This is a genomic window from Pseudolactococcus hodotermopsidis (assembly GCF_011170085.1).
In the GTDB taxonomy this organism is placed as follows: Bacteria; Bacillota; Bacilli; order Lactobacillales; family Streptococcaceae; genus Pseudolactococcus; species Pseudolactococcus hodotermopsidis.
Window position 1 is genome coordinate 1 of the sequence record NZ_BLLI01000035.1, and the last position, 24,482, is coordinate 24,482.

Sequence of the window (24,482 nt, forward strand, 5' to 3'; positions counted from 1 at the left end):
AGATTCAAAGGTTGGACGTTTAACGCCAACTAGACGTTTAAAATGGCTATCGCTGAGTTTGCTGAGGGATTCATAGTTCATGACTATAGTATAACAAATTTTTTTATTTTTGGGAGAAGTCTAATATTTAACTTTAATAAAAAGGCTTAAAAATAAAAAATCACACGAAATACGTTAATTCATGCGATTTTATTATTTTTAACTTTTGTCCCTATTTTATCGCAAAGTCGCAATCGTCGCACCACTCCCACCTGCATTTTGCGGTGCATACTCATAAGATTTGACATGACGAGAACGTTGTAAATATTCCCGTACCATTTCACGAATTACGCCTGTCCCAATCCCATGAACAATCGTAATCTGATGCAAATTAGCAAGTAAAGCTTGATCAATATAATCGTCCAACATCTTTTGTGCTTCTTCATAGCGCGTACCACGCAAGTCTAATTGCGCCTTAATACTGGTTGTTACAGACTTTTTAACCGCTTTCGTCTTAACTTTTTTAACCGCTTCTTCAGGCTCAATCGGCTCAAATTCATCTTCTGACAATTTCGTTGAAATTAGCCCCATTTGCACCTCCCAACGTCCATCCTTGGCAAGGCGCACCAAATTCCCACGCTGATTATAGGACAAAACCAACACTTCTGCGCCTGGTTTCAGACCACGTTTCGCCTTGGCTTTTTTAAGGACTTTATTTTTCGACAAATCAACGATTTCAGGTGCAAGCTCGCCCAGTTGATGCTTAGCCTCAATGATTTCATGCGGTTTGAGCAAAGATTTTTCTTGTAAATTTTTGAGAATAGTATCTGCCTCATCAACAGCAATTTTGACAATTTCTTGTGCCTCAATGCGTGCCTTATTTAGCTCTTTTTCACGGTCTCGATTAAATGTTACCAAGGCTTTTGACAAGTCCTGATGTAAAAGGGTGTTGTCTTTTTCTAATAGCCTGATATTGGCAACTGACTCAGTCAACTGCTGATTTTTTTCTTCAAGCGAGGTAATCATGGCATTCACATCATGTTCATCCTCAGTCAGAAAACCTGCAGCCTCCTCTAAAATAGAGTTGTCCAAGCCCAAACGTTTTGAAATTTCTAACGCATTTGAACGTCCTGGCACACCTTGAACCAAATGATAGGTCGGGCGGAAAGTGTCAATATCGAAAGCCATGGAAGCATTTTCAACGCCTTCACTCTCAACACCGTAAGCCTTGAGTTCAGGATAATGGGTCGTTGCAAGGGTTTTAGCATGCTTACTTTTAAGAAAATCAAGAATCGAAATAGCAAGCGCAGCCCCCTCTTTCGGATCGGTCCCTGCCCCCAACTCATCAAAAAGTACCAGCGTTTTACTATCAACTTGCCCTAAAACACTGACAATGTTAGTCATATGGCTCGAAAAAGTTGACAAACTCTGAGCAATTGACTGCTCATCACCAATATCTGCGAAAATTTCCGTAAAAATCCCAACTTGACTGCCAGTTTCTGCCAAAATCGGCAGACCAGATTGTGCCATCAGCTGCGCCAAACCTAGCGTTTTTAGCGTAATTGTCTTACCACCTGTATTAGGACCTGTAATCACAATCGTATCAAGCGTTTGGTCGAAAATCAAGTCATTAGCAACAACCGTTTTCGGATCAATCAACGGATGTCGCGCCCCATAAAGTTTAATCGCCTTATGGTCAGAAATGCTTGGCACACTTGCTCTTGTCGCAAGCAAATAGCGATACTTAGCGTTAATCAAGTCAATCTGCCCGATTAGCCATGTATTTTGACGAATAGCTGCAATGTGCGGTTTTATCATCTCCGCAAGTTCCCGCAGAATCCGCGCAACTTCATTTTTTTCCTCAATTTTCTTTTGGGAAATGTCGTTGTTGAGCTGAACGACGCGATTGGGTTCGATATAAAAAGTCTGACCTGATGCGCTCATATCATGAACAATACCAGGAATTTTATTTTTACTATCACTTCTGACAGCGAGAACTGGTCTATCTTGGCGAATTGTGATAATACTTTCTGTCAAATACTTTTGCGATTTTGAAAGCATTTCTACCATAATCTTGCGAACTTCTGAATCACTTTTTTTGATACTTTGCCGCAGATTAAACAGCTTGTCTGATGCCGTATCAGACAAAGCACCCGCAGAATCAATGACTTGCAAAAGTCCTAGCAAATAAGCCACGTCAACAAATTTGTCCAACGTGGTTGCTAAAACTGGAAAAGTCACATTGACCACCTGTTCAAAAAAACGCCGCGTTTCATTGACCAAACGCAGAATTTTTTTGATTTTAGCAAATTCTTGACTGGCAAGACTAGCGTCTAGTTCAATTCGTCGGAGAATTTCCGTTAAATCAGCTGTATTCGATAGCGGAACTGGACCATTTTCTTGAACAATAGCGCCAAATTCTGCCAGTTCGTCAAACCATTTTTGAATGCGAGTTTTGTCAGAAATCGGTGTGAGTTTTGCGAGCTCGACAAGCCCTTGTGAAGTCAAAAGATTTTGTGATATTTGGTCTTTAACCTTATCAAATTCTAAAATTTCTAGTATTTTTTTATTCATTATCATTTAATATTAACAAATTTCGTGACAAACATCTCTTGTAACCAGCCTGATAAAATCGGTGTATGCGCTATCATCATGCGGACAAGTCCACTCGCATAAAGGTGGTCTTGCACCATTGCCAAAGGAATGGTTGAAAGTGTCATGAAAACGAGTGAAAGCGAGACATAAGCGCACAGAGCGGTCAAGCCACCACCTGCGATATTGCCGATATGACCCAAAATCGTCAAATCTTCAAGAGTGGTCAAAAAGACACCGATAAAACGTACAATAGCATAAATGGCAACGTAAATCGTAAGAAAAGCGAGCGTTGCATAAAAGATATGATCAAGCTCAAATAGTAATTTATTAGGATAAAATAATAGTTTGCTATCTTGCGTTGCCGAAGCAAATGGCACCCAAAGTGATAGTTTTTTCCCCAAGGCTTGATAGTTTTGGCTCGCAGTCATCAGCGCAATACTTGCACCAAATGTGTAAAAAGCTTGTAGGGCAAGACCGCGCGAGTAACCCACCAAAAAACTCCAAACTAACATAGCTAAAATTAAAATCGTGATAATCATAATTATATTATACCACAGATAGGCGAGGAATGCGATTTTTTATGGAAAATAGCGCATATATCTAAACTCTATTAGGCTTAGATGAACTCTGTTATAGCAAGTAATTCAGAAATATTAACAAAATTTCAATTTTCTTATAAAAACACAAAAAATCGCAACCCTACGCTCATTTTATGGAATTTTTAGGTTGACTGCTCCTATCAAAAATCACAAGTTCGACAGATTGGCTCACAACAATATTTTTTCTGACAGAGCTGGCATAAGTCGCGCAAGATTTTTGAGAATTATTTCAGTCGTTTGTGCTTCTGCTACATCTGCCCAAACACTGATATAAGCACCTAGAATCTGTGACCGATAGCATTCAGCTACCTCATGCTCGCCTGAAAATTTAAGCAAATCAAAATCAGAACGAATTTTATCTGCTGTCGGATAACTGTACCCTGCCGCCTCACCAAGAACATAATAAAGATAGTTATCGTTGAAATTTACAATCTTATAGCCTTGCTCAAGCCAAGTTTCAGGCTCATTCATGCCCTTGTGCCATTGTGTCCAAAAAGTTACTTCGACCTCCTTACTCAGCTCAACTTCGCTATAAAAATCTTTCCGATAAAATCCGTCATTCCAAACACGTACCTGAAAACCAGCTACTGAGAGTTTCTCAATTATCTGATTAACAAAGACAACATAAAGTTCAAGTCCGCTTGCTTTCGCACCATAACTAGCTTTTGCGGCTTTACTTAATTGTGGAAAATCTGCCAATGTCTCAAAGTTAATAAACTCATCCGCACCAATGTGAAATTTTTTACAAGATTTAAAGAGCTGCATATATTCTGATAAAATCTGCTCGATAAACTGAGTCGCTTCCACCGACAGAATATTCAAGGCATGGTCATCAAAACGATTACCTTTTGGCAACCGATACTGCGGATAAATTTTCAAAATATGCCCCAAATGCCCAGGCATATCAAATTCTGGAATAATTTCAATCCCACGCATTTGCGCCACCCGCAAAAGATTTTGGATCTCTACATGTGTCAAATGCTGCTTTGATGCCAGTTTAGGAAAAGTTTTACATTCAATTCCCAATCCCTCATTATCAGAAAAATGCAGCTGCAAATAATTGAACTTATGACGATACATGAGTTCTAATAACGCTTCTAAATCTTCATATGACCAATATTTCCGCCCGCAATCAATCAAAATCCCTTTTTCTTGTTTTTTATTCACGATAACGTCATAACTTTCTAACTTTATTAACTTTTCCTTTTCTTAAAATCTCGAAATTCCTTAGGTGTCATATCATGTAAATTCTTGAAAATCTTAGAAAAATAATTCGTGTTGTTATAGCCAACAGATTCAGCAATTTCAGTAATCGTTTCATTAGAATGAATTAATAAATTCTCCGCTATTTTCATCCGAAATTTATTAACATACTGAGAAAAACTAATTCCAATCTCATTTTTAAAAAGATAACCAAGATAAACAGGATTCATATACAGGGCTTCGGCTACATTTTTAAGTGTCAGTTCTGACTTGATATTTTCCTTAATATGCGTTAAACAGCTGACAATTGCCTCTGAATACGCCTTATTCGTTGGCATTTCAAGCTCACTCGTTGCCAAATCTTGGGTGAAATTTTCCAAAACTGTCTTCAATTCAAGCATTGTTTTCGTCCGACTAACTTTTTGGCTAATCACCTCATAAAACGTCTGCTCCAAATAATCAAAATTTTCAAAGACATTTTTCACTAATAAACCTGCCAGATAATGCACATAATCAGGAGGTAATTTATGCCTTTCGATTTGCTGAATAATGGCACTGATTTCACTCCTTAATCTTGTCAGATTATTTTCTGAAATAGCTTGATTAAACGCAACAAATGACGGCGCTTTTTCCTTGGTAGCAATATCAGTCGCAAATGTTATTTTTTCATGAGATGTTTTCGGATAAAAATCATAAACAGCTTGCAAGTCTAAAAGTGCCTTAAAACTCTGAGAAAGTTCTCGCCAATCATTAACCGTCTGCCCAACAAAAACAGCTAAAATTTGACTTTTTTCAAGCTTTTTTAACAAAGTTTGCAAGCCAAGGCGCTCACCGCGAAAAATAAGAATTTTCTCATTTTTTTGTGGCGTCAGTATCATCTTTTCTTGAGAAAGCAAATCAAGTCTAGCATTTTCAGCAAAATCTATCAAAATCGGTGTATAAGCTGATGAATCAGGCAAACGATAATCTGCTAAAAGTTGTTTAAATTCCACCTCATCAAGTTTTCCTTCTAACAATCGCAACAGATTAGCTGCACGATATTTTTTCAACTGCGCTTCTTTCTGCAATAAGCTCGCTTTCATCTCACAAACCGATTTTTCAAGTTCATCCGCATCAACTGGTTTCAGCAAATAACGCTTAACACCAAGCGCCATAGCTTCTTTAACATAATTAAATTCTTGGTAACCAGACAAAATCAGCACTTGAAAATCAAGGCGCTGACCATTTTTTTGCAAGTTAGCTAGAAGTTCAATTCCCGTCATTTCTGGCATATTAACATCTAACATCAGTAAATCAATCGTGTGCGTTTTGAGATAAGTCAGCGCCTCATCAGCATTCCTAGCTGTTTTAACGACCTCAAAACCTAATTTTCGCCAATCAATAACATACTTTAAACCTTCTAAAATCATGTATTCATCATCAACTAACATTACTTTATACATAATTACCTCATCAATATCTCATTTTCTCAATTCAAAAGAAATTGTAATCTTCAGACCATGCGCAACTTCAATCGCCATATGATAATGTCCACTGTCAAATGCCTTAAGTCGCTGATAAACATTGACAAGTCCGACAGATTTACCGTCAATTGGTAGGCGTTTCAACGATTCTTTGACCTCAGACAATCGCTCATCGCTCATCCCACGACCATTATCCGTGATTTGAATCGTCACGTTATTCTCTTCTAAAAATGTTCGCACACGAATCGCATTATCATGGCGTTTGTAGTCAATACCATGAATAAAATAATTTTCAATCAAGGGTTGAATCAAGAATTTGGGTATCTCAATGTCACGTGTCGCATCATTGAGCTGAAAAGCATAAGCAACATGTTCTGGATAGCGCATCTGATAAAGATACACATATTTTTCACAGAAATCAAGCTCTTTGGCAAGTGTCGTTGTCTTATCTTGATTAATATTATTGCGCAACAAAGCACCGAAAGCAAAAACAACATCTGCTAGCTCTTTTTGCTCACGACTGAGCGCATACATGCGAATATATTCCAAGGTATTATAGAGAAAATGTGGGTTAATCTGCGATTGTAGCGCCGCCATATGCGCATCACGTTGCTTAATTTCAAGCATATAATTGCTTTCGATTAAATCATGAACGCTATCCATCATCTGATTAATCGCTGTGCCAAGCTCCAATAACTCCAGATGTAGACTACTTTCATCAACACGTTTATTTAAATCTCCTGTGGAAATCTCACGTGTTACTGCAACAATTTCTAGCACTTCTGTCGAATATTTGTTAAAAGTAACCCGTAAAGCAATGTAAAAAACCAAAATAATCAATAAACCAATCAAGACAATTAGTGATATTTTAAAAATCAGCGCCAAGATAAAGTCGCTCTTTTTTTGTAAAATGAAAATTTTAACATCATTTGCAGACTCAGACATCACAGTGATACCTTTGGCAGCATTTAGCCACGATTTGCGATGACTAACCAGTTTGATAAATTTATTTATCTTCTGCGGCGAAATGGTGCGATTTTCCTCAAACAGTAACTGACCACCATCATGAAAAATCAAACTATCAAATTTCGTCTCATCATTTTCAGGTGTTAAAAAAATTTCTCGATGAAATTTTATAATCAGCTGTCCGACAATCTCATAAGAATAAGGGTTGCGAATCGGCTGATTAAGTTTGAATGAATTATCTTCATTTTCAGTCGGCATATCTTCGACAAAAAGCCCTGCTAAATGTTCTCTATCCGCATATAGCTGCGTTTGCACACCATCCAAAACAATACTAATCTCAGAAATATCAGGATATTGCACCATCAGATTACTTATAATATTGCTAAATGTAATATTTTGCCCCGCAGCTTGCCAAATTTTTTCCGTATAATCATAGTAATCTTTAGTTGATAAAGTCAGATAATTCTGCATATTTTCAAAATCACGCGGTGTTTCATTGAGTGACATGGACACAGATGTTGCGATAGCTTGACAATCCTTGACTTTTCTGACAAGCACAGACATTTTATCATCTGCTGCATTTTGATTGGCAGTTTCTTGACCAATACCGCTATAAACCGAAACAAACACGACGACCAAGGTCGTAATGCCAATTAAAATCAAACCATAAACTCGTAGTAAATTGTTAATGAAAATATCTTTTTGTCTTTTCATTGCTTAATTCATCAACTTTTCACCTGTTAATTTGTGGGCAACTAGATTGCGAATCGGCTTAGTCGAAATAACTGACCAATAAGCTAACATTGCAAATGTGCCAAAAATGAAAAGTCCTTTCATATTCCAACTTACCACAAAAATACCGAAAATACCAAATAATAACTTGAAAAAACTAGCAAAATTTAAAAATGTACTCGTCAAAGCAAGTTTCAAAATACCTCTAAAACGCACCTCATACTCAGACGTGTACAAAGTCACATAAAGATAAATAACACTCGCAAGTACAAGGCAAAAAATCAGAACAAAACCAATCGCAAAGAATACCAGTTTCTTTATCTGAATTGCCAAATACAAATTATAGCCAAATGCAAATGCCACCGCAGCATACAGCCAGAAATTCCGATTACCTACTTTGAAATTCGTCCGCCAATAATCAAAGGCACGGCGGAAAGTCAACGCTTTCCAATTTGACTCAAATTCAACAAGCAAATCAGTCGCGGTTTGAAAAGCAGGCCCAATACCAAGTACAATCCCACCCATTAATGTGAAAAGGATAAAATAAAAATTAACTTTCATAATTGACCAAACAAGTGAAAATCCTTTGTCTAATGCTGTTCCTAACATCTTAATTTCTCCATTTCCTAATCAATAATCACATAAACTGGTCAAATCTAAAAACTTGACCAGCTCCTGTTATTATTGATTAGTTCCCTTTACGAAACGCCTCATATTGCGCTTGCATTTCTTTTTGTACCTCATCCCAACCTGCTTTTTTAAGATCAGCAAGCAATTTTGGTACTTCAACTTCTGGATCAGCAGAACCAGTGTTGATAATCGCTTGATAACGATTTTGAACATTTGCAATATTCGTAATTTGTGATTTCACTTTATCTGTTTTGAAATTGAAACCAAGGATTGGTGATTCTTCTGCTGTCGCAATCGACTCATCACGTTCTTTGATTTGCTCATCAGTAATTGTATCTTGAACATAAAGAATCTTGTTATTACCAGTATTCCAAGCAGCCATGTGATAGTTAGGTTTGTAGCCGTCAAGTAATTTTACCTTATTGTCAGCTGTCAACTCCCAAGCCTCACCTTTAACACCATAAACAAGCCCATTCAAAAGTTCTGGATCAGAGTTGATGACACCCAAAACTTCTGCTGCTTTTTCTTTATTTTTAGACACTTTTGCCACAACAAAGTTCGCCATTTGCGCATTACCTGTTGATTTGAGCGGTGCTGTAATCGCCTTAGAGACAAGTGGTTGACCAGCTGCATTCGTCAAAATTGTGTCGCCGTAGTCCATCGGTCCTTGCGTTTCTTCACGAACGAACCAAGTGTTTCCTTCAAGTGGGTAAGATTGTGTTGAGGTCGCAACATCTTTCGGTGTCAAGCCTTCTTTAAAGAATTTGTTCATTGTTTTCAATGTTGCCATAACATCAGATTGTTCATATGGGTTAATGATTTTATCTGGATCACGCACATCTACGGCAAATGGTTGATCTTTCCCCATTGGATAATCATAACCGTCAGTCGTCGCATTGAAACCAGAACCAATCGCAAATGCTGGGATATTTGGCTCTTTTTCATGGAAAGCTTTCAGAACCTTTTCAGCTGACTCATAAGAGTTGACATCATCAATAGACAGATTATATTTATCAAGGTATTGTTTGTTAAACGTCAAGACTTGTTTTGAATAAACATTACCATTAACAGGCATGGCATACAATTTGCCATCAAGCGTATTGCCTTTAATATAGGCGGTGTCAAGGTCTTCATAAGCAGCTTTAGCATACTTTGGCAAAAGCTCTGTCAAATCAGCATAAGCACCTTTATTGGCATCAGACACGTAATTTTGGGCAAGAGAAATATCATAATTTTCACCAGAAGCAACGATTGTTGACATCTTTTTGTCCCACTCACCCCAAGAGATATATTGCAGATTAACTGTAACACCTGTCTTTTCTTTGATGATTTTATTGGCATTTTTCATCAAAACGTCATAGTTTTCAGGTTTATCACCAACTTGATACATGAGCAATTCAGTCGTACCATCTTTTTTATCACTAGAACCTGACTTGCTACCACCACAAGCTGTTAAACTTGCAACCGCTAAAATTGAAACACTTGAAAGCGCCAAAAATTTTTGCCATTTCTTCATTTGTAAATCCTCCATTTTTTAAGTATAAAAATTGTAAACTGAGTTAAATTATTCTTTAACCCCACCGATTGTCAAGCCGCCAACAAAATATTTTTGGAAGAACGGATAGGTCAAAACGATTGGTAGGGTTGAGACGACAACAATCCCCATACGAGCTGCCTCACTTGGTAAGGATGCCAAGTCAGTGCCGATTTGTGCAGACATGGTCGCATTTTGTGTCAACACATCCAAGTTATTCAAAATCTTCATTAGTAAGAACTGCAGTGGCACCAAAGCCTCATTTTGAATATACAAGAGCGCATTCATCCAGTCATTCCAATAACCGATAGCTGAAAATAGACTAATCGTTGCAACACCTGGCACTGCCAAAGGCAAAACAATCTTCAAGAAAATCTTAAGCTCACTTGCACCATCAATTCGCGCCGATTCAATAATTGCCTCGGGAATACTCTTGATGAAAAAGGTTCGCATAATAAGAATATTGAACGGACCAAGCGCACCAGGCAAAATCAATGCCCAAATCGTATCTTTGAGATGTAGCATGCTCGTCATGACCAAGTATTGCGCAATCAAACCAGGCGAGAAAAGCATGGTAACCAGTGCAAATAAGGTAAAGAATCGCCGAAACGGAAAGTCTTTCCGTGAAATAGCATAAGCATAAAGCGAATTGAGACTAGCATTCATGAAAGTGCCGACAACCGTCACAATCACAGTCACACCAAGCGCTTGGAAAAGTTTCACGGTCATCTTCCCATGAAAGAGAAAACGATAAGCATCAAGTGAGAACTCTCGCGGCCAGAGACTATAACCATACTGGGCGAGCGCCGTTTCTTTGGTAATAGAAGTCATCACAACAAAGATAAAAGGCAAGAAACACGAGAAAGCAAAAAGTGCCACAACAATGTTTGAAATAAGATTGGCTGTCGGACCAAACTGACGAATTTCGTCAGCACTCACAACTTGTTTTTTCTTTTTAGTCAATTTTATCGCCTCCTTTCTAAAAGAGTGATGATTCTTTGTCCATACGACGAACAAACATGTTTGAACCGATTAAGAGAATCGCACCAACAACTGATTGGTAAAGTCCTGCTGCTGCAGTCGCACCAATGTCACCAGAACTTGTCAAGCCATTGTAGATATAGGTATCAAGGACGGCTGTTGTTTCAAACAATGCACCAGAATTTCGAGTTACATTGTAGAAAAGTCCGATGTCTGCACGGAAAATGCCACCCATATTGAGAATGATAAGAACTGTCATCATTGGCAAAAGTTGCGGAAGTGTCACATTTTTTATCTGTTGCCATTTATTTGCGCCATCAATCGCTGCTGCCTCATAGTAATTTTGATCAATGCCCATAACTGACGCATAATAAATAATCGAGTTGTAACCAAGACCTTTCCAAATATTCATGAAAACGATGATGAACGGCCACATTTTCGGCTCAGAGTACCATGCAATAGCCTCGCCACCATGTGCCACGATAAACTGATTGATAAGTCCCTTGTCAGGATTTAGGAAAATGTAGACGAATGCCGAGATAACGACCCACGACAGAAAGTAAGGCAAGAGCGACATCGTATGATAGAACTTGACACCACGCTTGTTGCGCATACCCGCCATGATAATCGCAAAAGCAATCGCAAAAAAGAGATTCAACGCCAAAGTAATCACACCATAAGCAACTGTATTTCTGGTAATCAGCCAAGCATCGCTTGAAGAAAACAGATACTTAAAGTTGTCAAAACCAACCCACGGACTGTCAATCAGACTTCGCAAAAATCCGCCCTCGCTGATTTGGAAATTTTTGAACGCAACAACATTTGCAAAAACAGGAATATAGAAGAAAAAGATAAACCAAATCATACCCGGTAAAGCGAACAATATCAAAGCTTTATAGCGCCAAATATTGTAGAATAGACCGTGTTTTCCAGTTAATTTTTCTTTTAATGTCATAGCTGTTTACTCCTTTCTTTTCATGATTATTTACTTTCTCAATTATAGCGCTTTCATTGAAAATGAACATTGAACAGATTAAAGGTTGATAGGAACAAATTAAAGGTTGTATAGAAAAACAGTATCTCAAAACTCGAGATACTGCCTTTATTTATATTGACATAACGTATGATTTTTTCAGTTATTAAGACCTAGGTTCAAGACTTATTGACAATGAAATAACAGAAAATAGTTAAGGGATTCTAATTTCGTTATTAAACAACCTTAACATTTAATTTAACAAGTGACTGAAAAAGTTTACTCTCCAAACCAAATCGCAATCTCACGCGCAGCATTCTCAGCACTATCAGAGCCATGCACGATATTTTCAATCGAGTCATCATCTGAAGCATGAGCAAAATCACCCCGAATCGTGCCAGGAAGGGCATCGCTCGGATTGGTTGCCCCCATCATTTTGCGCCATGATAGGATAACATCAGATCCGCATAAAACACCGACAACAACAGAACCAGAAGTCATATAATCAACAACTTCGCCATAAAAAGGTTTACTCGCAATATCTGCGTAATGCACTTCTAACAAGTCTTTAGTAACCTCACGCATCTCCAAACGTTCAAGAAGAAAACCGCGGCGCTCAATGCGCTCAATCACTTGTCCAACCAAAGAACGGCGTACACCATCAGGCTTGATGATAAATAACGTTTTTTCCATACTCTTATCCTTCCATTTATGAGAACTTACTTAGAAATTGACGCTGCCAAATTCTAGCATCTTATTCAAATTTAAGCTAATTGCCACCAAGATAAATTTGAATAAGAAACTAAAATTTGGACCAAGAAGGCTAGTGTCGCGCTTTAGAAAATTCTTTCATTCGATTAATCAACCAATATTCAAAGAACAAAATTGACATCAGTAGCAAAGACCACCCAATCATTCGACAACCGATTGCTAATTCGCCACGCACATTTTCTTTTAGAAAAATTTCATACGGCTTATCACTATTGATATAAATTTTCTTTTGATCACCAACATTATGCGCACTTTTCTTGAGGCTGAGAATATCAACAGGTATAGACTCGTATTTCTTGCCAGAAAAAGTATAAGCTAGCAAAAAATGCTTGTCTTTCTCAACAACCGTACCGATAGTCTCAATCTTGTCAACCTTACGATCACTCAAATAATCCTTGATAATGAGCGACCCCATTATCAAAAGAAACAAGGCGCATCCCGCAAGAAAAAGATGCCCTACTCTACGTAAAATGACTTTTATTTTGCTCATTTTAGTCAAATATCCTATAAAAATCTTCTAATTTCATCTGCGATTTTTCCCCCGCTGTCAAATCTTGCTCGATTTTACCAGCTTTCATAACAATCAAGCGATTACCATATTTGAGCGCATCCTCCATGTGATGCGTAATCATCAATGCTGTCAATTTTTGGCGAACAACCAAATTTTCAGTCAAAGTCATCAGCGCCACCGATGTTTTGGGATCAAGCGCCGCCGTATGTTCGTCCAACAAAAGTAATTTGGGTGCTACAATCGTCGCCATTAACAAACTTAGAGCCTGACGCTGCCCGCCAGAAAGATTACCTGTCGGCGTATCCAAATGCGTTTCTAAGCCATTACCGATTTGCTTAGCAAGACTTGCAAACTCGGTCTTATGTTTTGCAATATTGCGCCATTTCAGCGTTCGTTTTTGCCCGCGTAATGCCGAAATCGCCAGATTTTCCGCCACCGTCATCCGTGGCGCTGTTCCCATTTTGGGGTCTTGAAAAACACGAGAAATGTGGGCAGCTCGCTTTTCTGGCGAGTATTTTGTAACATCAATGCCATCAATTAACACTGTTCCTGACGTCAGTTCTAAAGTACCAGAAATCGCATTAAACAAAGTTGATTTCCCAGCCCCATTGCCCCCTAAAATCGTAATAAAATCATGCGGATAAATGGCTAAAGAAACATCATCCAAGATAACTTTTCGTTCGTTACCATTTTCAATAATTTTAGTTGCTTTTCTCAATTCAATAATTGGTTTTAAATCAGTTGGCATTGATTTTTCCCCCTTTGAAAATCTTAGTTTTAAGCGTTGGAACCATGAGACAAATTCCCAAGACAATAGCGCTGAAAAGTTTGAGATAATTGGTGTTAAAACCAAGTTTGATGATTGTCAAAATCAAAAATTGATAGAAAATCGACCCAATCACAATCGCTAATAAACGTTCAATCATGGACACATTGTCAAAGAAAACTTCTCCAATAATAATACTAGCAAGCCCAATCACAATCACACCAATCCCTTTTGAGATGTCTGCATAACCGTCGTTTTGTGAAATCAACGCACCTGCAAGCGCAATAATACCATTTGATACCATCAGACCGAGCAATTCCATACGACCTGTGTTAATGCCAAAAGACTGTGCCATATCACGATTATCTCCTGTCGCAATGAAAGCCTGACCGAGATTGGTATTGAGGAAGAAAAACATAAGCGAGATGACCATAAGCACCGCAAAGGCACTGATAATCATACTTTTAAGCTTGTCACTACCGAGCAAACCGAGGTTGGCACGTCCCATAATCATGAGCATAATCGAGTTACAAGAAGTCATAACAAGAATCCCCGCCAAAAGTGTCGGAATTTTGCCTTTCGTGTAAAGTAAACCAGTCACGAGACCTGCGCCACACCCCGCAAGAAATGCCGCAAAAGTTGCGATAAACGGGTTGACACCATGCGTAATCAGCGTGACTGCAACTGCGCCACCAAGCGGAAATGACCCCTCAGTCGTCATATCAGGAAAATTGAGAATCCGAAAAGTCATGAAAATCCCCAAACCTAAAATTGCCCATAAAAGCCCTTGATTAATTGTTGATAGAATCATTTTTTATCTGCCACTACTTCTTTAGCCTCCTTAGGAAGCGTAATACCTAAAATTTTCGCTGTTTCTTCATTGAAAACTGGCGTTGTTTTATTGTAAAATTCAACTGGCAATTCTGAAACTTTTTTACCTTTCAAAATTTGTGCCGCCATTTTACCTGTTGCCACACCAAGATTATGCTGGTCAATCGTCACAGCAGCTAATCCACCTTGTGCGACCATTGTATCAACTGATGGGAAAACAGGAATTTTCGCTGCATTTGACAAGTCAATAACTGTTGGAAAAGCTGAGGCAATCGTATTGTCAACTGGTACATAAATCGCTTCAACTTTTGACAAAGCAACGTTAAGTGTCGTCGTAATGTCATTGGTTGACGAAACTGCATATTCAGTGACTTCATAACCTTGCTCTTTAGCTACTTTTGTAAATTCGGCGACTTGCGATTTTGAGTTATCTTCAGATGAGCTATACAAAATGCCGATTTTTTTCACATTTGGTGTGATTTCCTTAATCAGTTCAATTTCCTTGTCAACTGGAAATTTATCAGAAACACCTGTCACATTTCCCTCAGGCTTTTTGATATTTTTGACAAGTTTCGCACCGACTGGATCAGAAACTGCCCCCATAACAACAGGAATTTTAGATGTTGCATTGGCTAAAGCTTGAGCTGTCGGTGTTGCAATACCAATCAAAACATCATCTTTTTTATCTACAAGTTGCTCCGCCATTGTTGTCACCTTAGATTGATCAGCTTGGGCATTGTAGAAGTCGATTTTAGCATTAGCGTAGCCCTCGTCTGCTAGTCCCTCTTTGATACCGTCATAGATTTCATCCAAGGCTGGATGTGTAACAAATTGCAGAACACCAACCTTGACTTCTGTTGATTTTTTTGACGAAATGTTATCTTTTGCCAATTTCGGCACGAAAATTGAGATAAGTGCAATCACAACGATTGCAAGTATAACGATTGGCATTTTTTTATTTTTCATTTGAAAACTCCTTTATTTGAACTTTAAGCAAACTTTCTACGAAAGTTTGCGACTAGGTCGCAACGCTTTTAAGTATCCTACTTTAATGTATGTTATTAAAACGACTGATTTGAAAAACTATCTAAGACTTCCTAAGCTCAAGGATCTGAAACTTGCGTTAATTTATCGATTAATGTTTGATCTAGCTTTGTTTTTAAGGTAATTTTGTCAACAGATGCTTTGACTTCTCCATTAAATTCGACAATGTTAATGGCAGAATCATCTAATTTTAATTTTTGGATAAACTTGTGAGGATATAATTCTTGGCAGATATAAATTGGTTTTTCCAAGTGCAGATTCTCATTTTTAGTGATAAATTTAGCAAATTTCGCATTTAATTCAGTATTCCGCGCATTTAAAACAATCAGTATCGTCCTCGTCCGCTCTGATAGTAATTTCTCAAAATTATCATCTGGTACAGCCTTAATCTGCTCTGTCGTCGGCATTTTAGGAACAATCTGGCTTTCTTGCACCCGAACAGTTCGATGAATCGAAGATGAAACATAGCAAAAGATGACCAGCACGCAAATACGCACACCCCAAATCAAATATTTTTTCTTCATTCTACCATTATAACATATCATTTCGTCGGAAAATCAGGTCTTTTGCAAAAAAATCTGATAAAATAGAAGTATACAAGATAGAAATAGGTGAAACCATGTCTTTTGACGGAATTTTTTTACATCATATGACTGCTGAATTGTCGGAAAATCTGACTGGCGGGCGCATTCAGAAAATCAATCAAGTTTTTGAGCATGAACTCGTGCTACAAGTGCGTTCTAATCAAAAATCTCACAAGTTATTATTATCAGCTCACCCGACTTTTGGGCGTGTTCAGCTGACTGAAACCGTTTTTGAAAGTCCCAAAACGCCATCAACTTTTACCATGATTTTGCGGAAATATCTCAGTGGCGCTTTCATCGAAAAAATTTATCAAGTTGCCAATGACCGTCAAATTATTTTTGAGATTTCCACCAAAAATGAGATTGGTGATCGCATGAAAATTGCCTTGATTGCTGAAATCATGGGCAAACACAGCAATCTCATTTTAATGGACAGAACGTCCAACAAGATTCTCGAATCAATCAAACATGTCGGTTTTTCGCAAAATCAATATCGGACGATTTTACCAGGGTCGACTTATCTTGCGCCGCCGACTGACGGTAAACGCAATCCTTTTACGACTTCTGATGAGAAGATTTTTGAGAGCTTGCAACTTTCTGAAAATTTACAACACATTTTTCAAGGCTTGGGACGTGACAGTGCAACTGCTTTGTCTGGTCTGAGCTTGGCTGATTTCAAGTCTGTTTTGACGACTGTCGTCCCAAGTATTTATGCCAATGATACGTTTTCAGCGATACAATTAGCTGACGATTTTGTGGCTTTTGAGACCTTGTCGGCTATGCTGGACCATTATTATCAAAATAAAGCGGAACGTGACCGCGTGCGGCAAGTCGCAAGCGAGGTCATTCGCAAGGTGGCGGGCGAGTTGGACAAGAATCGCAAGAAACTAAAAAAACAGCAGCGTGAGCTCAAAGCGACGGATAATGCTGAAATTTTCCGCCAAAAAGGCGAGCTTTTAACGACTTTTCTGCATGATGTGCCAAATGATAAAACGACGGTAACTTTGGCCAACTACTATACCAACGAACCAATCGAAATCGCACTCAATCCTGCCCTAACGCCAAATCAAAATGCACAAAAATATTTCCATAAGTATTCTAAACTCAAGCAAGCTGTCAAATTTTTGGGCGAGCAGATCGATAAGACCAAGCAGACAATTACTTATCTGGAATCTGTCGAAAATTCGCTTGAACAGGCATCTGTGACTGAGATTTCAGACATCAAGGAAGAATTGATTCAGACTGGTTTTATCAAGCAGAAACATCGCAATAATAAAAAACAGAAACTGCTACCACCCGAAAAATATCAAGCAAGTGATGGCACAATCATTCTTGTTGGCAAAAATAATTTGCAAAATGAGCAAGTCAGTTTCAAATTGTCACGAAAAGGCGATTTGTGGTTTCATGCTAAGGATATTCCTGGCTCTCATGTGATTATCACTGGAAATACGACACCCTCCGATGAAACAATTACTGAGGCTGCTGAACTTGCCGCTTATTTTTCAAAAGCACGTTTATCAAATTTAGTTCAAGTTGATATGATTGAGGTCAAAAAACTTCATAAGCCAACTGGTACACCGCCTGGATTTGTGACTTATGTCGGTCAGAAAACATTGCGCGTGACGGCTGATGAGGATCGAATACATGCTATGAAAGTCAAATGAAAACTGTCTAGCTATTTTCTGAAAATTGATTTAAAATATACTCGTTCAAGTATAAAAACGAAACGCAAGATGAGAGATAGTTTCAAACAAATGTGTCAATGGCTGGCTGTCCTAGCCTCATCTGTTTCGTCTTTGTGCTTGAATGAATATAATAATACGCATATTACCTGACAAAGATAAACTAAAATGTTATAATCAAAAGTGACTAGAAAACTTGGCAAACCGAGTATAGGAAAGGAATCATCACATGACAGATGTAAAATTGCACAAAAAAGTAATCCTCGTAGGCGATGGTGCTGTCGGCTCTTCATATGCTTTCGCCCTTGTCAACCAAGGTATCGCACAAGAACTTGGTATTGTCGACTTGAACAAGGATAAAACCGAGGGTGATGCCGAAGATTTAAGCCATGCGCTCGCTTTCACGTCGCCTAAAAAAATCTATGCGGCGGACTATGCCGATGCCCATGATGCCGATTTGGTCGTTTTGACGGCTGGTGCGCCACAAAAACCTGGTGAAACACGCCTTGATTTGGTGCAAAAAAACTTGCGTATCAATAAAGATGTCGTGTGCAAGATTGTCGCTTCAGGCTTTGACGGTATTTTCCTCGTTGCTGCGAACCCTGTTGATATTCTGACTTACTCGACTTGGAAATTCTCAGGTTTCCCGAAAGAGCGTGTTATCGGATCAGGCACATCGCTTGATTCGGCACGTTTCCGTCAAGCCCTTGCAGATAAAATCGGCATTGATGCACGTTCTGTCCATGCGTATATCATGGGTGAGCATGGCGATTCTGAGTTTGCCGTTTGGTCTCATGCCAATGTTGCTGGTGTTAAACTTGAGCAGTGGCTGCAAGAAAATCGTGATATTGATGAACAAGGTTTGATTGATATTTTTGTTGATGTGCGCGATGCCGCTTACTCAATTATTAACAAAAAAGGTGCGACTTTCTACGGCATTGCAGCCGCATTAGCGCGTATTACTAAAGCCATTTTGGATGATGAAAATGCTGTCTTACCACTTTCAGTTTTTCAGTCTGGTCAATACGGTATTGAAGATGTTTTCATCGGTCAGCCTGCTATCGTTGGTGGACATGGTATCGTCCGTCCCGTTAATTTGCCGTTAAATGATGCGGAATCACAAAAAATGTCTGCTTCTGCAAAAGAATTGAAAGCAATTATCGAAGAAGCTTTCTCAAATGAAGAATTTAGCTCAGCTGCTAAACAATAAATAACACATTAAAAAAACGTCAAAAGACGTTTTTTTAATGTCTCAAAGACTAGAGATTTTACCTGTCAAATTGAAGAAAAAGATGATAAGAACCGCAATACTTACCATTAAAATAAGTAAAATAATCGCAAAGCTAAGTGTCAAAATACGTGGTTTACCAATCTCATAATTTCGCTGTGCTTTCGCCCCATTATATCTCGCCATCGCTAAACTTGCTAAAACGACAATGACTAACTGTGAAATTAAAGAAACTACTGTTACACTATTATTGCTTGCTAAATAGTAGTTGAGAAGTGTTAAAATACCAGCTATAATTGCTAGAATAATTGACATAAAAACCTCCAACTATCATAAATTTCTAATCTCCTTTAATAATAGAATAGCATATCTTAGAAAATTTTTCAAAAGTTATGGTTACTTCACAAAAAAATAACAACCAAAAGTTGTCATTTTAATCTGTAAACAAAGTCAATTTACGAAAGTATGCTTATTTGGCTAACTCATAAATCGCCTCGGCGTAAATTGCCGCAGCTCGCAACAAAACATCAACTGGAATAAATTCATTAGCTTGGTGCATGGTGTCAATATCACCCGGGAACATCGCACCAAAGGCTACACCACGTTTGAGCAAGCGCCCAAATGTTCCACCACCAATAATTTGCTCATGACCTTTGAGACCTGTTTGCTTTTCATAAACACTGAGCAACGTGCTAACCAATTCATCAGTCATTGGCACATAATGCGGTAGATGTTCGTGCGCTGATTTTGTGACTTTAGCAACACCAGAAAGTTTCGTCAAAACAGCATAAATCCTATCAGAATCTGTGCCTTGTGGATAGCGGAAATTAAGCGCAATCGTGTTATCAGATGAGTGCTCATCAAACTTGAAAACACCTGCATTCATGGATAGAGCACCCATTTTCGCATCTTCAAAAGCAAGGCCTAGTTTTTTCCCCGCGTGGTCTTCAAAAACTAATGTGCCAGCGATTTTGGTAAATGCTGACTCAACGCCAATTTCGTCTAAGAATTTTGCCAAATAAGTTGCACCGTTGACACCTTTTTCAGGCATGGCACCATGAGCTGAACGACCATGAAGTGTCACGATTTTTCTGTTTTCAATACCATTTTCAATGTCAAATCTGATATGTTTAGTCGCATAAGTTTTGATAAATGTTTCAAGTTTCGCGTTTAAATCAACTAAGTCGCCTGAAATAACAGCCGTTGCTGATTCAGGTACCATATTTTCACGCAAACCGCCTGAAAACTCATGCAAATGCACACGACCGTTATTTTCACCAGAAAAATGAAGATACTCGGTAATATTACCTTTTTCACCATTAATAATCGGAAATTCCGCATCTGGCGAGAAGCCAAAATCCGGCTCTGGCAAGCCAACATGCTTGAAATAGTAAGCCATATCGCCCCAACCTGACTCCTCGTCAGTCCCAACGATAAAACGAATTTTTTTCGTCAAAGGCAGATTTAGTTCTTTCAAAATTTTCAAACCATAATAACACGCCATGGTCGGCCCTTTGTCGTCAGAAGAACCACGCGCATAAATCTTGCCGTCACGAATCTCAGGCTCATAAGGGTTGCTATTCCAACCAGTTCCCGCAGGCACAACATCCATGTGAGCAAAAATACCCAGAACTTGCGCCTCATCTGGCAAATCGTCGCCATAGGTAAAATGTCCTGCATAGTTATCAACATTTTTTGTGGCATAACCGTCACGCTCAGCCAAGCTCAAAAATTGCTTGAGTGCCGCAACTGGACCCGAACCAAATGGCGTTTCAGCTGTTGCTTGGCTATCGTCACGCTCAGAGTTGATGGCCAACAATGAAAACAAATCCGCCAACAAATCAGTTTTACGCGCCTCTACTTCTGCTTTAAAATCAATGTTTGTCATACTTTCTCCTATTCCAACTATCAAATTCTATTTCTCTATAATTATAACATATTTCACTCATTCTCTACCTAAAAGCTTATTTTTTAAAAATTCATAATCTTCTGCCGTAATTAGCCCTTCTTCCATGGCAATCTTGGCATTGTAGAGCTTGTCCCATATGGTTTCTGAATCATAATTTTCTTTTTCAAGTGGCACTTCTTTAGATTCTAACACGCTTAGACTTTTTAAAAATTCAACGATTTTCTCATCTCCAATCAAGTCAGCTGCCAGTCCTCTGTAATGCTTTGCAGCTTCTTTTATCTTCTTGGCACTTTTTTGATTTTTCGCATTTTTTTCGCCTTCCTGAACGATTTTATAGATCTTTCGAACCACACGATTCGTCCAAAAAATGCCAATATTGACCCCCAAACTTTCAACCCGAACGTGTCCCCAAAAAAGACGAGTTTTTTCATTTATTGTCTTAACATCATTGAGTGGAATCGCCGAACCGTCATGATTAAAAGGACGCCAACGCCCATAGACCAAGCGATTCTCGTTCGTAATGGCATAACCATAGTAGCCGTCCGATTTAAAAAATCTTGGAATAGCATTTTCATCAGTCGCCTCCTTCTCATAATCAAAATGAAGACCGATAAAAGTCTCAACAGCATACTCATCTTTACCAAATTTATTTGCAACAACTTTAAAATGCTGCCTTTGTATCCATGGTCCAATTAAGAAATTTATATTAAAACCGAGTTTATTTAAACGAGCATAACGATACATTTCTGATGGAAGATTAGTTTGCCATTCTTCATAATCAACTTCATCGTCAAACGCTTCATAGTCCTCTACTTCTTCGTCATCTTCATAGATTTCATCGTCAATTTTATTTCTTCTAAAAAGCATTTTTCGCCCTCCTTTCACTTTTTTATCAAATAAACTTATTTTTTGTCATTTAATGTTAATTTTTCTTTAATTCGCTTAGCAACTTTGTAGGGAATACCTGCCTCATAAATTTCTTCGGGTGTTGCTGCTTGTACCTTGGTCAATGATTTAAATGTCCGCATGAGTTGCTGCTTGCGTTTTGGTCCCAAACCCTTGATATTATCAAGTTGACTTGAAAAAGAATTTTTCGAGCGGACTTGTCTATGGAAAGTTATAGCAAATCTATGCACCTCATCCTGTATCCTTTGAAGTAAGAAAAACTCTTGACTTTGACGGCTCAGAGGCACGACTTCTAAGGGTTCGCCAAATAACAGTTCTTGCGTTTGGTGTTTGTCATTTTTTGCCAAACCCGCAAGCGGAATATCAAGTCCGAGACTGTCGAGAATTTCCTTAGCCGCGTTAATCTGCCCAACACCACCGTCCATGATAATCAAGTCAGGCAACACACTGTCCTCACGAATGGCGCGACTGTATCGGCGCAAAATAACCTCGCGCATACTCGCATAATCATCCGCACCCGTGACAGTTTTAATCTTGTACTTGCGATAATGCTGCTTTTCCGGCTTACCGTCAATGAAAACGACCATGGCGCTAACAGGACTCGTCCCCATGATATTAGAGTTGTCGAAACTCTCAATACGGTGGGGCGTCGGAATATTCATGATTTCGCCAAGATTTGCGATAGCACCCTGCGTTTTCTCGATTGATTTTTCAGCTAAGGAAAATTTTTGCTGGAGACTGACTCGGGCATTTTTTGTCGCGAGATTAACTAACTGTTTCTTTTCACCACGAGAAGGTTGAAAAACTTTAGTATTGGTCAGCGCTTTGACTGAGTCAAGATCAATATCAGACGGAATGAAAATTTCCTTAGGAATAAAATGATCATTTTCCTTATAAAATTGCCCGATATATGTAAGAAAATCCTCATCCGCCTCATTATAGTAAGGAAACAGATTAACATCCCGCTGAATCAGCTTACCTTGACGGACAAAGAAAACTTGCACACACATCCAGCCTTTGTCAACAGCATAGCCAAAAACATCACGATCTTGCAAGTCTTGATTCATAACTCGTTGTTTGGTGCGCAGCGTGCCAATACTCTTGACTAAATCACGATATTCTGCCGCTTTTTCAAACTCAAATTCTGCTGCTGCTGCGTGCATTTGCGTGTTAAGTGTCTTGATAATTTTATCTTCACCACCATTTAAAAATTTGGTAATTTCATCAGTCATATTAGCATATTCTGCTGGTTTAACATCAAAAATACACGGCGCTAAACACTGGTGCATATGATAATAGAGACAAACTTTATTAGGTAACACGTGACATTTACGTAAAGGAAAAATACGATCTAGCAAATGTTTGATTTCATTTGCCGCACTAACATCTGGATAAGGCCCAAAATATTTGGCGCCGTCTTTCTTGACTTGCCGCGTAATGAGCAATCGCGGGAATTTCTCACGCGTGATTTTGATAAACGGGTAAGACTTGTCATCCTTGAGCATAATATTATACTTAGGCATATTTTCTTGAATCAGATTGATTTCAAGCAAGAGCGCTTCAATATTTGACTCAGTAACAATAAATTCAAAATCGACAATTTCCGAAACTAAAAGCTCAGTCTTGGTATCATGTGACCCACGAAAATAAGACCGCACGCGATTCCTCAAATTTTTTGCCTTACCGACGTAAATAATCGTGCCGTTTTTATCCTTATGCAAATAACAGCCAGAGCTGTCGGGAAGTAACTCAAGTTTTGCTTTGATTGTTGCATTCATACTTATTCTATTATACCAAAAAAACGTCGTTTCAGACGTTTTCATGTTTAAATCAACTAATAATCCTTAACTTTTTCAATAAAATGATAATTTTAAGAAATATCACAACAAATAACTCTCGGTATCTTTGATTATCTATCTTTCCAGTTATCATCATTTGCTTTCAATTCTATCGTAATCGCTGTTCCCTTGCCAAAATCACTTTCGGATGATGTAAAAAGTGTCGCATCTGATTCTTTGAGACGCAATTGCGCCTCCCTATCAGTCGCTTTCATCCAAGACATCATATCCGTTTTGAGTTTGCGGTCGTACTCTGTCGCTGTTCCCTTGGCAATTCGATTGCCTAGCGCATCATAAGTGTAGAGTATTTGTTTGCCCCAAGTCGAGATTTCTTGGATTAAACGCCCCTCGACATCGTACTGATAAGTCGTGACCTCGCCTAAACTACTGCACTTTTGGCTGACATGAGCATTTTGGTCATACTCGTAAATTGCGCCCTTATCACTCGTGATTTCTATGAGTTGATTATCAATGTTGTTGTGCCACTCTTGAATGTCCTTGCCATTGACAGTCAACTGTGTTGCGATACAATTGCCGACGTTATCATATTAAAATAGTTTTTAAGGTGCGAAAAAGGTCATTCTCCTATTAGACTTCTCCCGAAATTAAATTTCGAAATTGATAATACCGCAAATTAAGGACGCACGAAGTAAGTGCCTCTTTCTTCGATTACGATATTTCTGAGCCATACACTTAAAGGTTTTGATTTTAGCATTGATATTCTCAATCAAAATTCTTTCCCTTGAAATACGGCGAT

22 protein-coding genes are annotated in these 24,482 nt (G+C 38.6%); 2 read left to right on the plus strand and 20 right to left on the minus strand.

What is annotated here, in order from left to right:
• Window positions 1-216 precede the first annotated feature (216 nt).
• The 15 genes from Hs30E_RS06415 to Hs30E_RS06485 all read right to left on the minus strand — a co-directional run bounded on the left by Hs30E_RS06415 (window position 217) and on the right by Hs30E_RS06485 (window position 16,102).
• Window positions 217-2,553 carry an endonuclease MutS2 gene (locus Hs30E_RS06415; protein ID WP_172208955.1) on the minus strand — a complete coding sequence of 779 codons (2,337 nt, stop codon included), beginning with the start codon at window positions 2,551-2,553 and terminating at the stop codon, window positions 217-219.
• A gap of 2 nt (window positions 2,554-2,555) precedes the next feature.
• Window positions 2,556-3,113: a CvpA family protein gene (locus Hs30E_RS06420; protein WP_172208956.1), complete on the minus strand. Its 558-nt coding sequence runs from the start codon at window positions 3,111-3,113 to the stop codon at window positions 2,556-2,558.
• 228 nt (window positions 3,114-3,341) lie between these two features.
• The gene (locus Hs30E_RS06425) at window positions 3,342-4,340 is read right to left on the minus strand and encodes a beta-N-acetylhexosaminidase (RefSeq protein ID WP_172208957.1); all 999 of its coding nucleotides are present in this window, start codon (window positions 4,338-4,340) and stop codon (window positions 3,342-3,344) included.
• A 26-nt stretch (window positions 4,341-4,366) separates the two neighbouring features.
• Entirely contained in the window at window positions 4,367-5,818 is a 1,452-nt protein-coding gene (locus tag Hs30E_RS06430; RefSeq protein ID WP_172208958.1) for a response regulator transcription factor, read from the minus strand.
• An 18-nt stretch (window positions 5,819-5,836) separates the two neighbouring features.
• Window positions 5,837-7,519: a sensor histidine kinase gene (locus Hs30E_RS06435; protein ID WP_172208959.1), complete on the minus strand. Its 1,683-nt coding sequence runs from the start codon at window positions 7,517-7,519 to the stop codon at window positions 5,837-5,839.
• A 3-nt stretch (window positions 7,520-7,522) separates the two neighbouring features.
• Window positions 7,523-8,146 (minus strand): YesL family protein, encoded by a 624-nt coding sequence (locus tag Hs30E_RS06440; protein WP_172208960.1) that lies wholly within the window; start codon window positions 8,144-8,146, stop codon window positions 7,523-7,525.
• Between the two features lie 79 nt (window positions 8,147-8,225).
• Complete coding sequence (locus tag Hs30E_RS06445; RefSeq protein WP_172208962.1) at window positions 8,226-9,683, minus strand: ABC transporter substrate-binding protein; 1,458 nt, start codon at window positions 9,681-9,683, stop codon at window positions 8,226-8,228.
• Window positions 9,684-9,731: 48 nt separating this feature from the next.
• Complete coding sequence (locus Hs30E_RS06450; RefSeq protein WP_172208964.1) at window positions 9,732-10,664, minus strand: carbohydrate ABC transporter permease; 933 nt, start codon at window positions 10,662-10,664, stop codon at window positions 9,732-9,734.
• A 16-nt stretch (window positions 10,665-10,680) separates the two neighbouring features.
• Complete coding sequence (locus Hs30E_RS06455) at window positions 10,681-11,637, minus strand: ABC transporter permease (RefSeq protein WP_172208966.1); 957 nt, start codon at window positions 11,635-11,637, stop codon at window positions 10,681-10,683.
• 297 nt (window positions 11,638-11,934) lie between these two features.
• Window positions 11,935-12,348, minus strand: a complete 414-nt coding sequence (gene ndk, locus Hs30E_RS06460) for a nucleoside-diphosphate kinase (protein ID WP_172208968.1) — start codon at window positions 12,346-12,348, stop codon at window positions 11,935-11,937.
• Between the two features lie 130 nt (window positions 12,349-12,478).
• Window positions 12,479-12,916: a hypothetical protein gene (locus Hs30E_RS06465; RefSeq protein WP_172208970.1), complete on the minus strand. Its 438-nt coding sequence runs from the start codon at window positions 12,914-12,916 to the stop codon at window positions 12,479-12,481.
• 1 nt (window position 12,917) lies between these two features.
• On the minus strand, window positions 12,918-13,685 hold the full coding sequence (locus tag Hs30E_RS06470) for an ABC transporter ATP-binding protein (RefSeq protein ID WP_172208972.1): 768 nt from the start codon (window positions 13,683-13,685) through the stop codon (window positions 12,918-12,920).
• Complete coding sequence (locus Hs30E_RS06475) at window positions 13,675-14,514, minus strand: ABC transporter permease (RefSeq protein ID WP_172208974.1); 840 nt, start codon at window positions 14,512-14,514, stop codon at window positions 13,675-13,677. Before Hs30E_RS06475 ends, Hs30E_RS06470 begins: the two co-directional genes overlap by 11 nt.
• Window positions 14,511-15,500: a tryptophan ABC transporter substrate-binding protein gene (gene trpX, locus Hs30E_RS06480; protein ID WP_172208976.1), complete on the minus strand. Its 990-nt coding sequence runs from the start codon at window positions 15,498-15,500 to the stop codon at window positions 14,511-14,513. Before trpX ends, Hs30E_RS06475 begins: the two co-directional genes overlap by 4 nt.
• Before the next feature lie 137 nt (window positions 15,501-15,637).
• Window positions 15,638-16,102 carry a hypothetical protein gene (locus Hs30E_RS06485; RefSeq protein ID WP_172208978.1) on the minus strand — a complete coding sequence of 155 codons (465 nt, stop codon included), beginning with the start codon at window positions 16,100-16,102 and terminating at the stop codon, window positions 15,638-15,640.
• A gap of 95 nt (window positions 16,103-16,197) precedes the next feature.
• Between Hs30E_RS06485 and Hs30E_RS06490 the strand changes: the two genes are divergently transcribed.
• Window positions 16,198-17,826, plus strand: a complete 1,629-nt coding sequence (locus tag Hs30E_RS06490) for an Rqc2 family fibronectin-binding protein (RefSeq protein ID WP_172208980.1) — start codon at window positions 16,198-16,200, stop codon at window positions 17,824-17,826.
• Window positions 17,827-18,073: 247 nt separating this feature from the next.
• The gene (locus Hs30E_RS06495) at window positions 18,074-19,054 is read left to right on the plus strand and encodes an L-lactate dehydrogenase (RefSeq protein WP_172208982.1); all 981 of its coding nucleotides are present in this window, start codon (window positions 18,074-18,076) and stop codon (window positions 19,052-19,054) included.
• Window positions 19,055-19,096: 42 nt separating this feature from the next.
• Here Hs30E_RS06495 and Hs30E_RS06500 read toward each other — a convergent pair whose 3' ends face one another.
• From Hs30E_RS06500 to Hs30E_RS06520, 5 genes are all read right to left on the minus strand, one after another.
• The gene (locus Hs30E_RS06500; protein WP_172208984.1) at window positions 19,097-19,387 is read right to left on the minus strand and encodes a hypothetical protein; all 291 of its coding nucleotides are present in this window, start codon (window positions 19,385-19,387) and stop codon (window positions 19,097-19,099) included.
• A gap of 154 nt (window positions 19,388-19,541) precedes the next feature.
• Window positions 19,542-20,960: a dipeptidase PepV gene (pepV, locus tag Hs30E_RS06505; RefSeq protein ID WP_172208986.1), complete on the minus strand. Its 1,419-nt coding sequence runs from the start codon at window positions 20,958-20,960 to the stop codon at window positions 19,542-19,544.
• A 57-nt stretch (window positions 20,961-21,017) separates the two neighbouring features.
• Window positions 21,018-21,848 carry a hypothetical protein gene (locus Hs30E_RS06510; RefSeq protein ID WP_172208988.1) on the minus strand — a complete coding sequence of 277 codons (831 nt, stop codon included), beginning with the start codon at window positions 21,846-21,848 and terminating at the stop codon, window positions 21,018-21,020.
• Between the two features lie 35 nt (window positions 21,849-21,883).
• On the minus strand, window positions 21,884-23,665 hold the full coding sequence (gene uvrC, locus Hs30E_RS06515; protein ID WP_172208990.1) for an excinuclease ABC subunit UvrC: 1,782 nt from the start codon (window positions 23,663-23,665) through the stop codon (window positions 21,884-21,886).
• Window positions 23,666-23,796: 131 nt separating this feature from the next.
• Window positions 23,797-24,240 carry an RHS repeat domain-containing protein gene (locus Hs30E_RS06520; RefSeq protein WP_228462011.1) on the minus strand — a complete coding sequence of 148 codons (444 nt, stop codon included), beginning with the start codon at window positions 24,238-24,240 and terminating at the stop codon, window positions 23,797-23,799.
• Window positions 24,241-24,482: the final 242 nt, after the last annotated feature.

Excerpts from the sequence above, each read along its gene's own strand:
- Hs30E_RS06415 (WP_172208955.1), bottom strand. The coding sequence starts at position 2,553 with ATGAATAAAAAAATACTAGAAATTTTAGAATTTGATAAGGTTAAAGAC.
- Hs30E_RS06420 (WP_172208956.1), bottom strand. The coding sequence starts at position 3,113 with ATGATTATCACGATTTTAATTTTAGCTATGTTAGTTTGGAGTTTTTTG.
- Hs30E_RS06430 (WP_172208958.1), bottom strand. The coding sequence starts at position 5,818 with ATGTATAAAGTAATGTTAGTTGATGATGAATACATGATTTTAGAAGGT.
- Hs30E_RS06435 (WP_172208959.1), bottom strand. The coding sequence starts at position 7,519 with ATGAAAAGACAAAAAGATATTTTCATTAACAATTTACTACGAGTTTAT.
- Hs30E_RS06440 (WP_172208960.1), bottom strand. The coding sequence starts at position 8,146 with ATGTTAGGAACAGCATTAGACAAAGGATTTTCACTTGTTTGGTCAATT.
- Hs30E_RS06445 (WP_172208962.1), bottom strand. The coding sequence starts at position 9,683 with ATGAAGAAATGGCAAAAATTTTTGGCGCTTTCAAGTGTTTCAATTTTA.
- Hs30E_RS06455 (WP_172208966.1), bottom strand. The coding sequence starts at position 11,637 with ATGACATTAAAAGAAAAATTAACTGGAAAACACGGTCTATTCTACAAT.
- ndk (WP_172208968.1), bottom strand. The coding sequence starts at position 12,348 with ATGGAAAAAACGTTATTTATCATCAAGCCTGATGGTGTACGCCGTTCT.
- Hs30E_RS06465 (WP_172208970.1), bottom strand. The coding sequence starts at position 12,916 with ATGAGCAAAATAAAAGTCATTTTACGTAGAGTAGGGCATCTTTTTCTT.
- Hs30E_RS06470 (WP_172208972.1), bottom strand. The coding sequence starts at position 13,685 with ATGCCAACTGATTTAAAACCAATTATTGAATTGAGAAAAGCAACTAAA.
- Hs30E_RS06475 (WP_172208974.1), bottom strand. The coding sequence starts at position 14,514 with ATGATTCTATCAACAATTAATCAAGGGCTTTTATGGGCAATTTTAGGT.
- trpX (WP_172208976.1), bottom strand. The coding sequence starts at position 15,500 with ATGAAAAATAAAAAAATGCCAATCGTTATACTTGCAATCGTTGTGATT.
- Hs30E_RS06485 (WP_172208978.1), bottom strand. The coding sequence starts at position 16,102 with ATGAAGAAAAAATATTTGATTTGGGGTGTGCGTATTTGCGTGCTGGTC.
- Hs30E_RS06490 (WP_172208980.1), top strand. The coding sequence starts at position 16,198 with ATGTCTTTTGACGGAATTTTTTTACATCATATGACTGCTGAATTGTCG.
- Hs30E_RS06495 (WP_172208982.1), top strand. The coding sequence starts at position 18,074 with ATGACAGATGTAAAATTGCACAAAAAAGTAATCCTCGTAGGCGATGGT.
- Hs30E_RS06500 (WP_172208984.1), bottom strand. The coding sequence starts at position 19,387 with ATGTCAATTATTCTAGCAATTATAGCTGGTATTTTAACACTTCTCAAC.
- pepV (WP_172208986.1), bottom strand. The coding sequence starts at position 20,960 with ATGACAAACATTGATTTTAAAGCAGAAGTAGAGGCGCGTAAAACTGAT.
- Hs30E_RS06510 (WP_172208988.1), bottom strand. The coding sequence starts at position 21,848 with ATGCTTTTTAGAAGAAATAAAATTGACGATGAAATCTATGAAGATGAC.
- uvrC (WP_172208990.1), bottom strand. The coding sequence starts at position 23,665 with ATGAATGCAACAATCAAAGCAAAACTTGAGTTACTTCCCGACAGCTCT.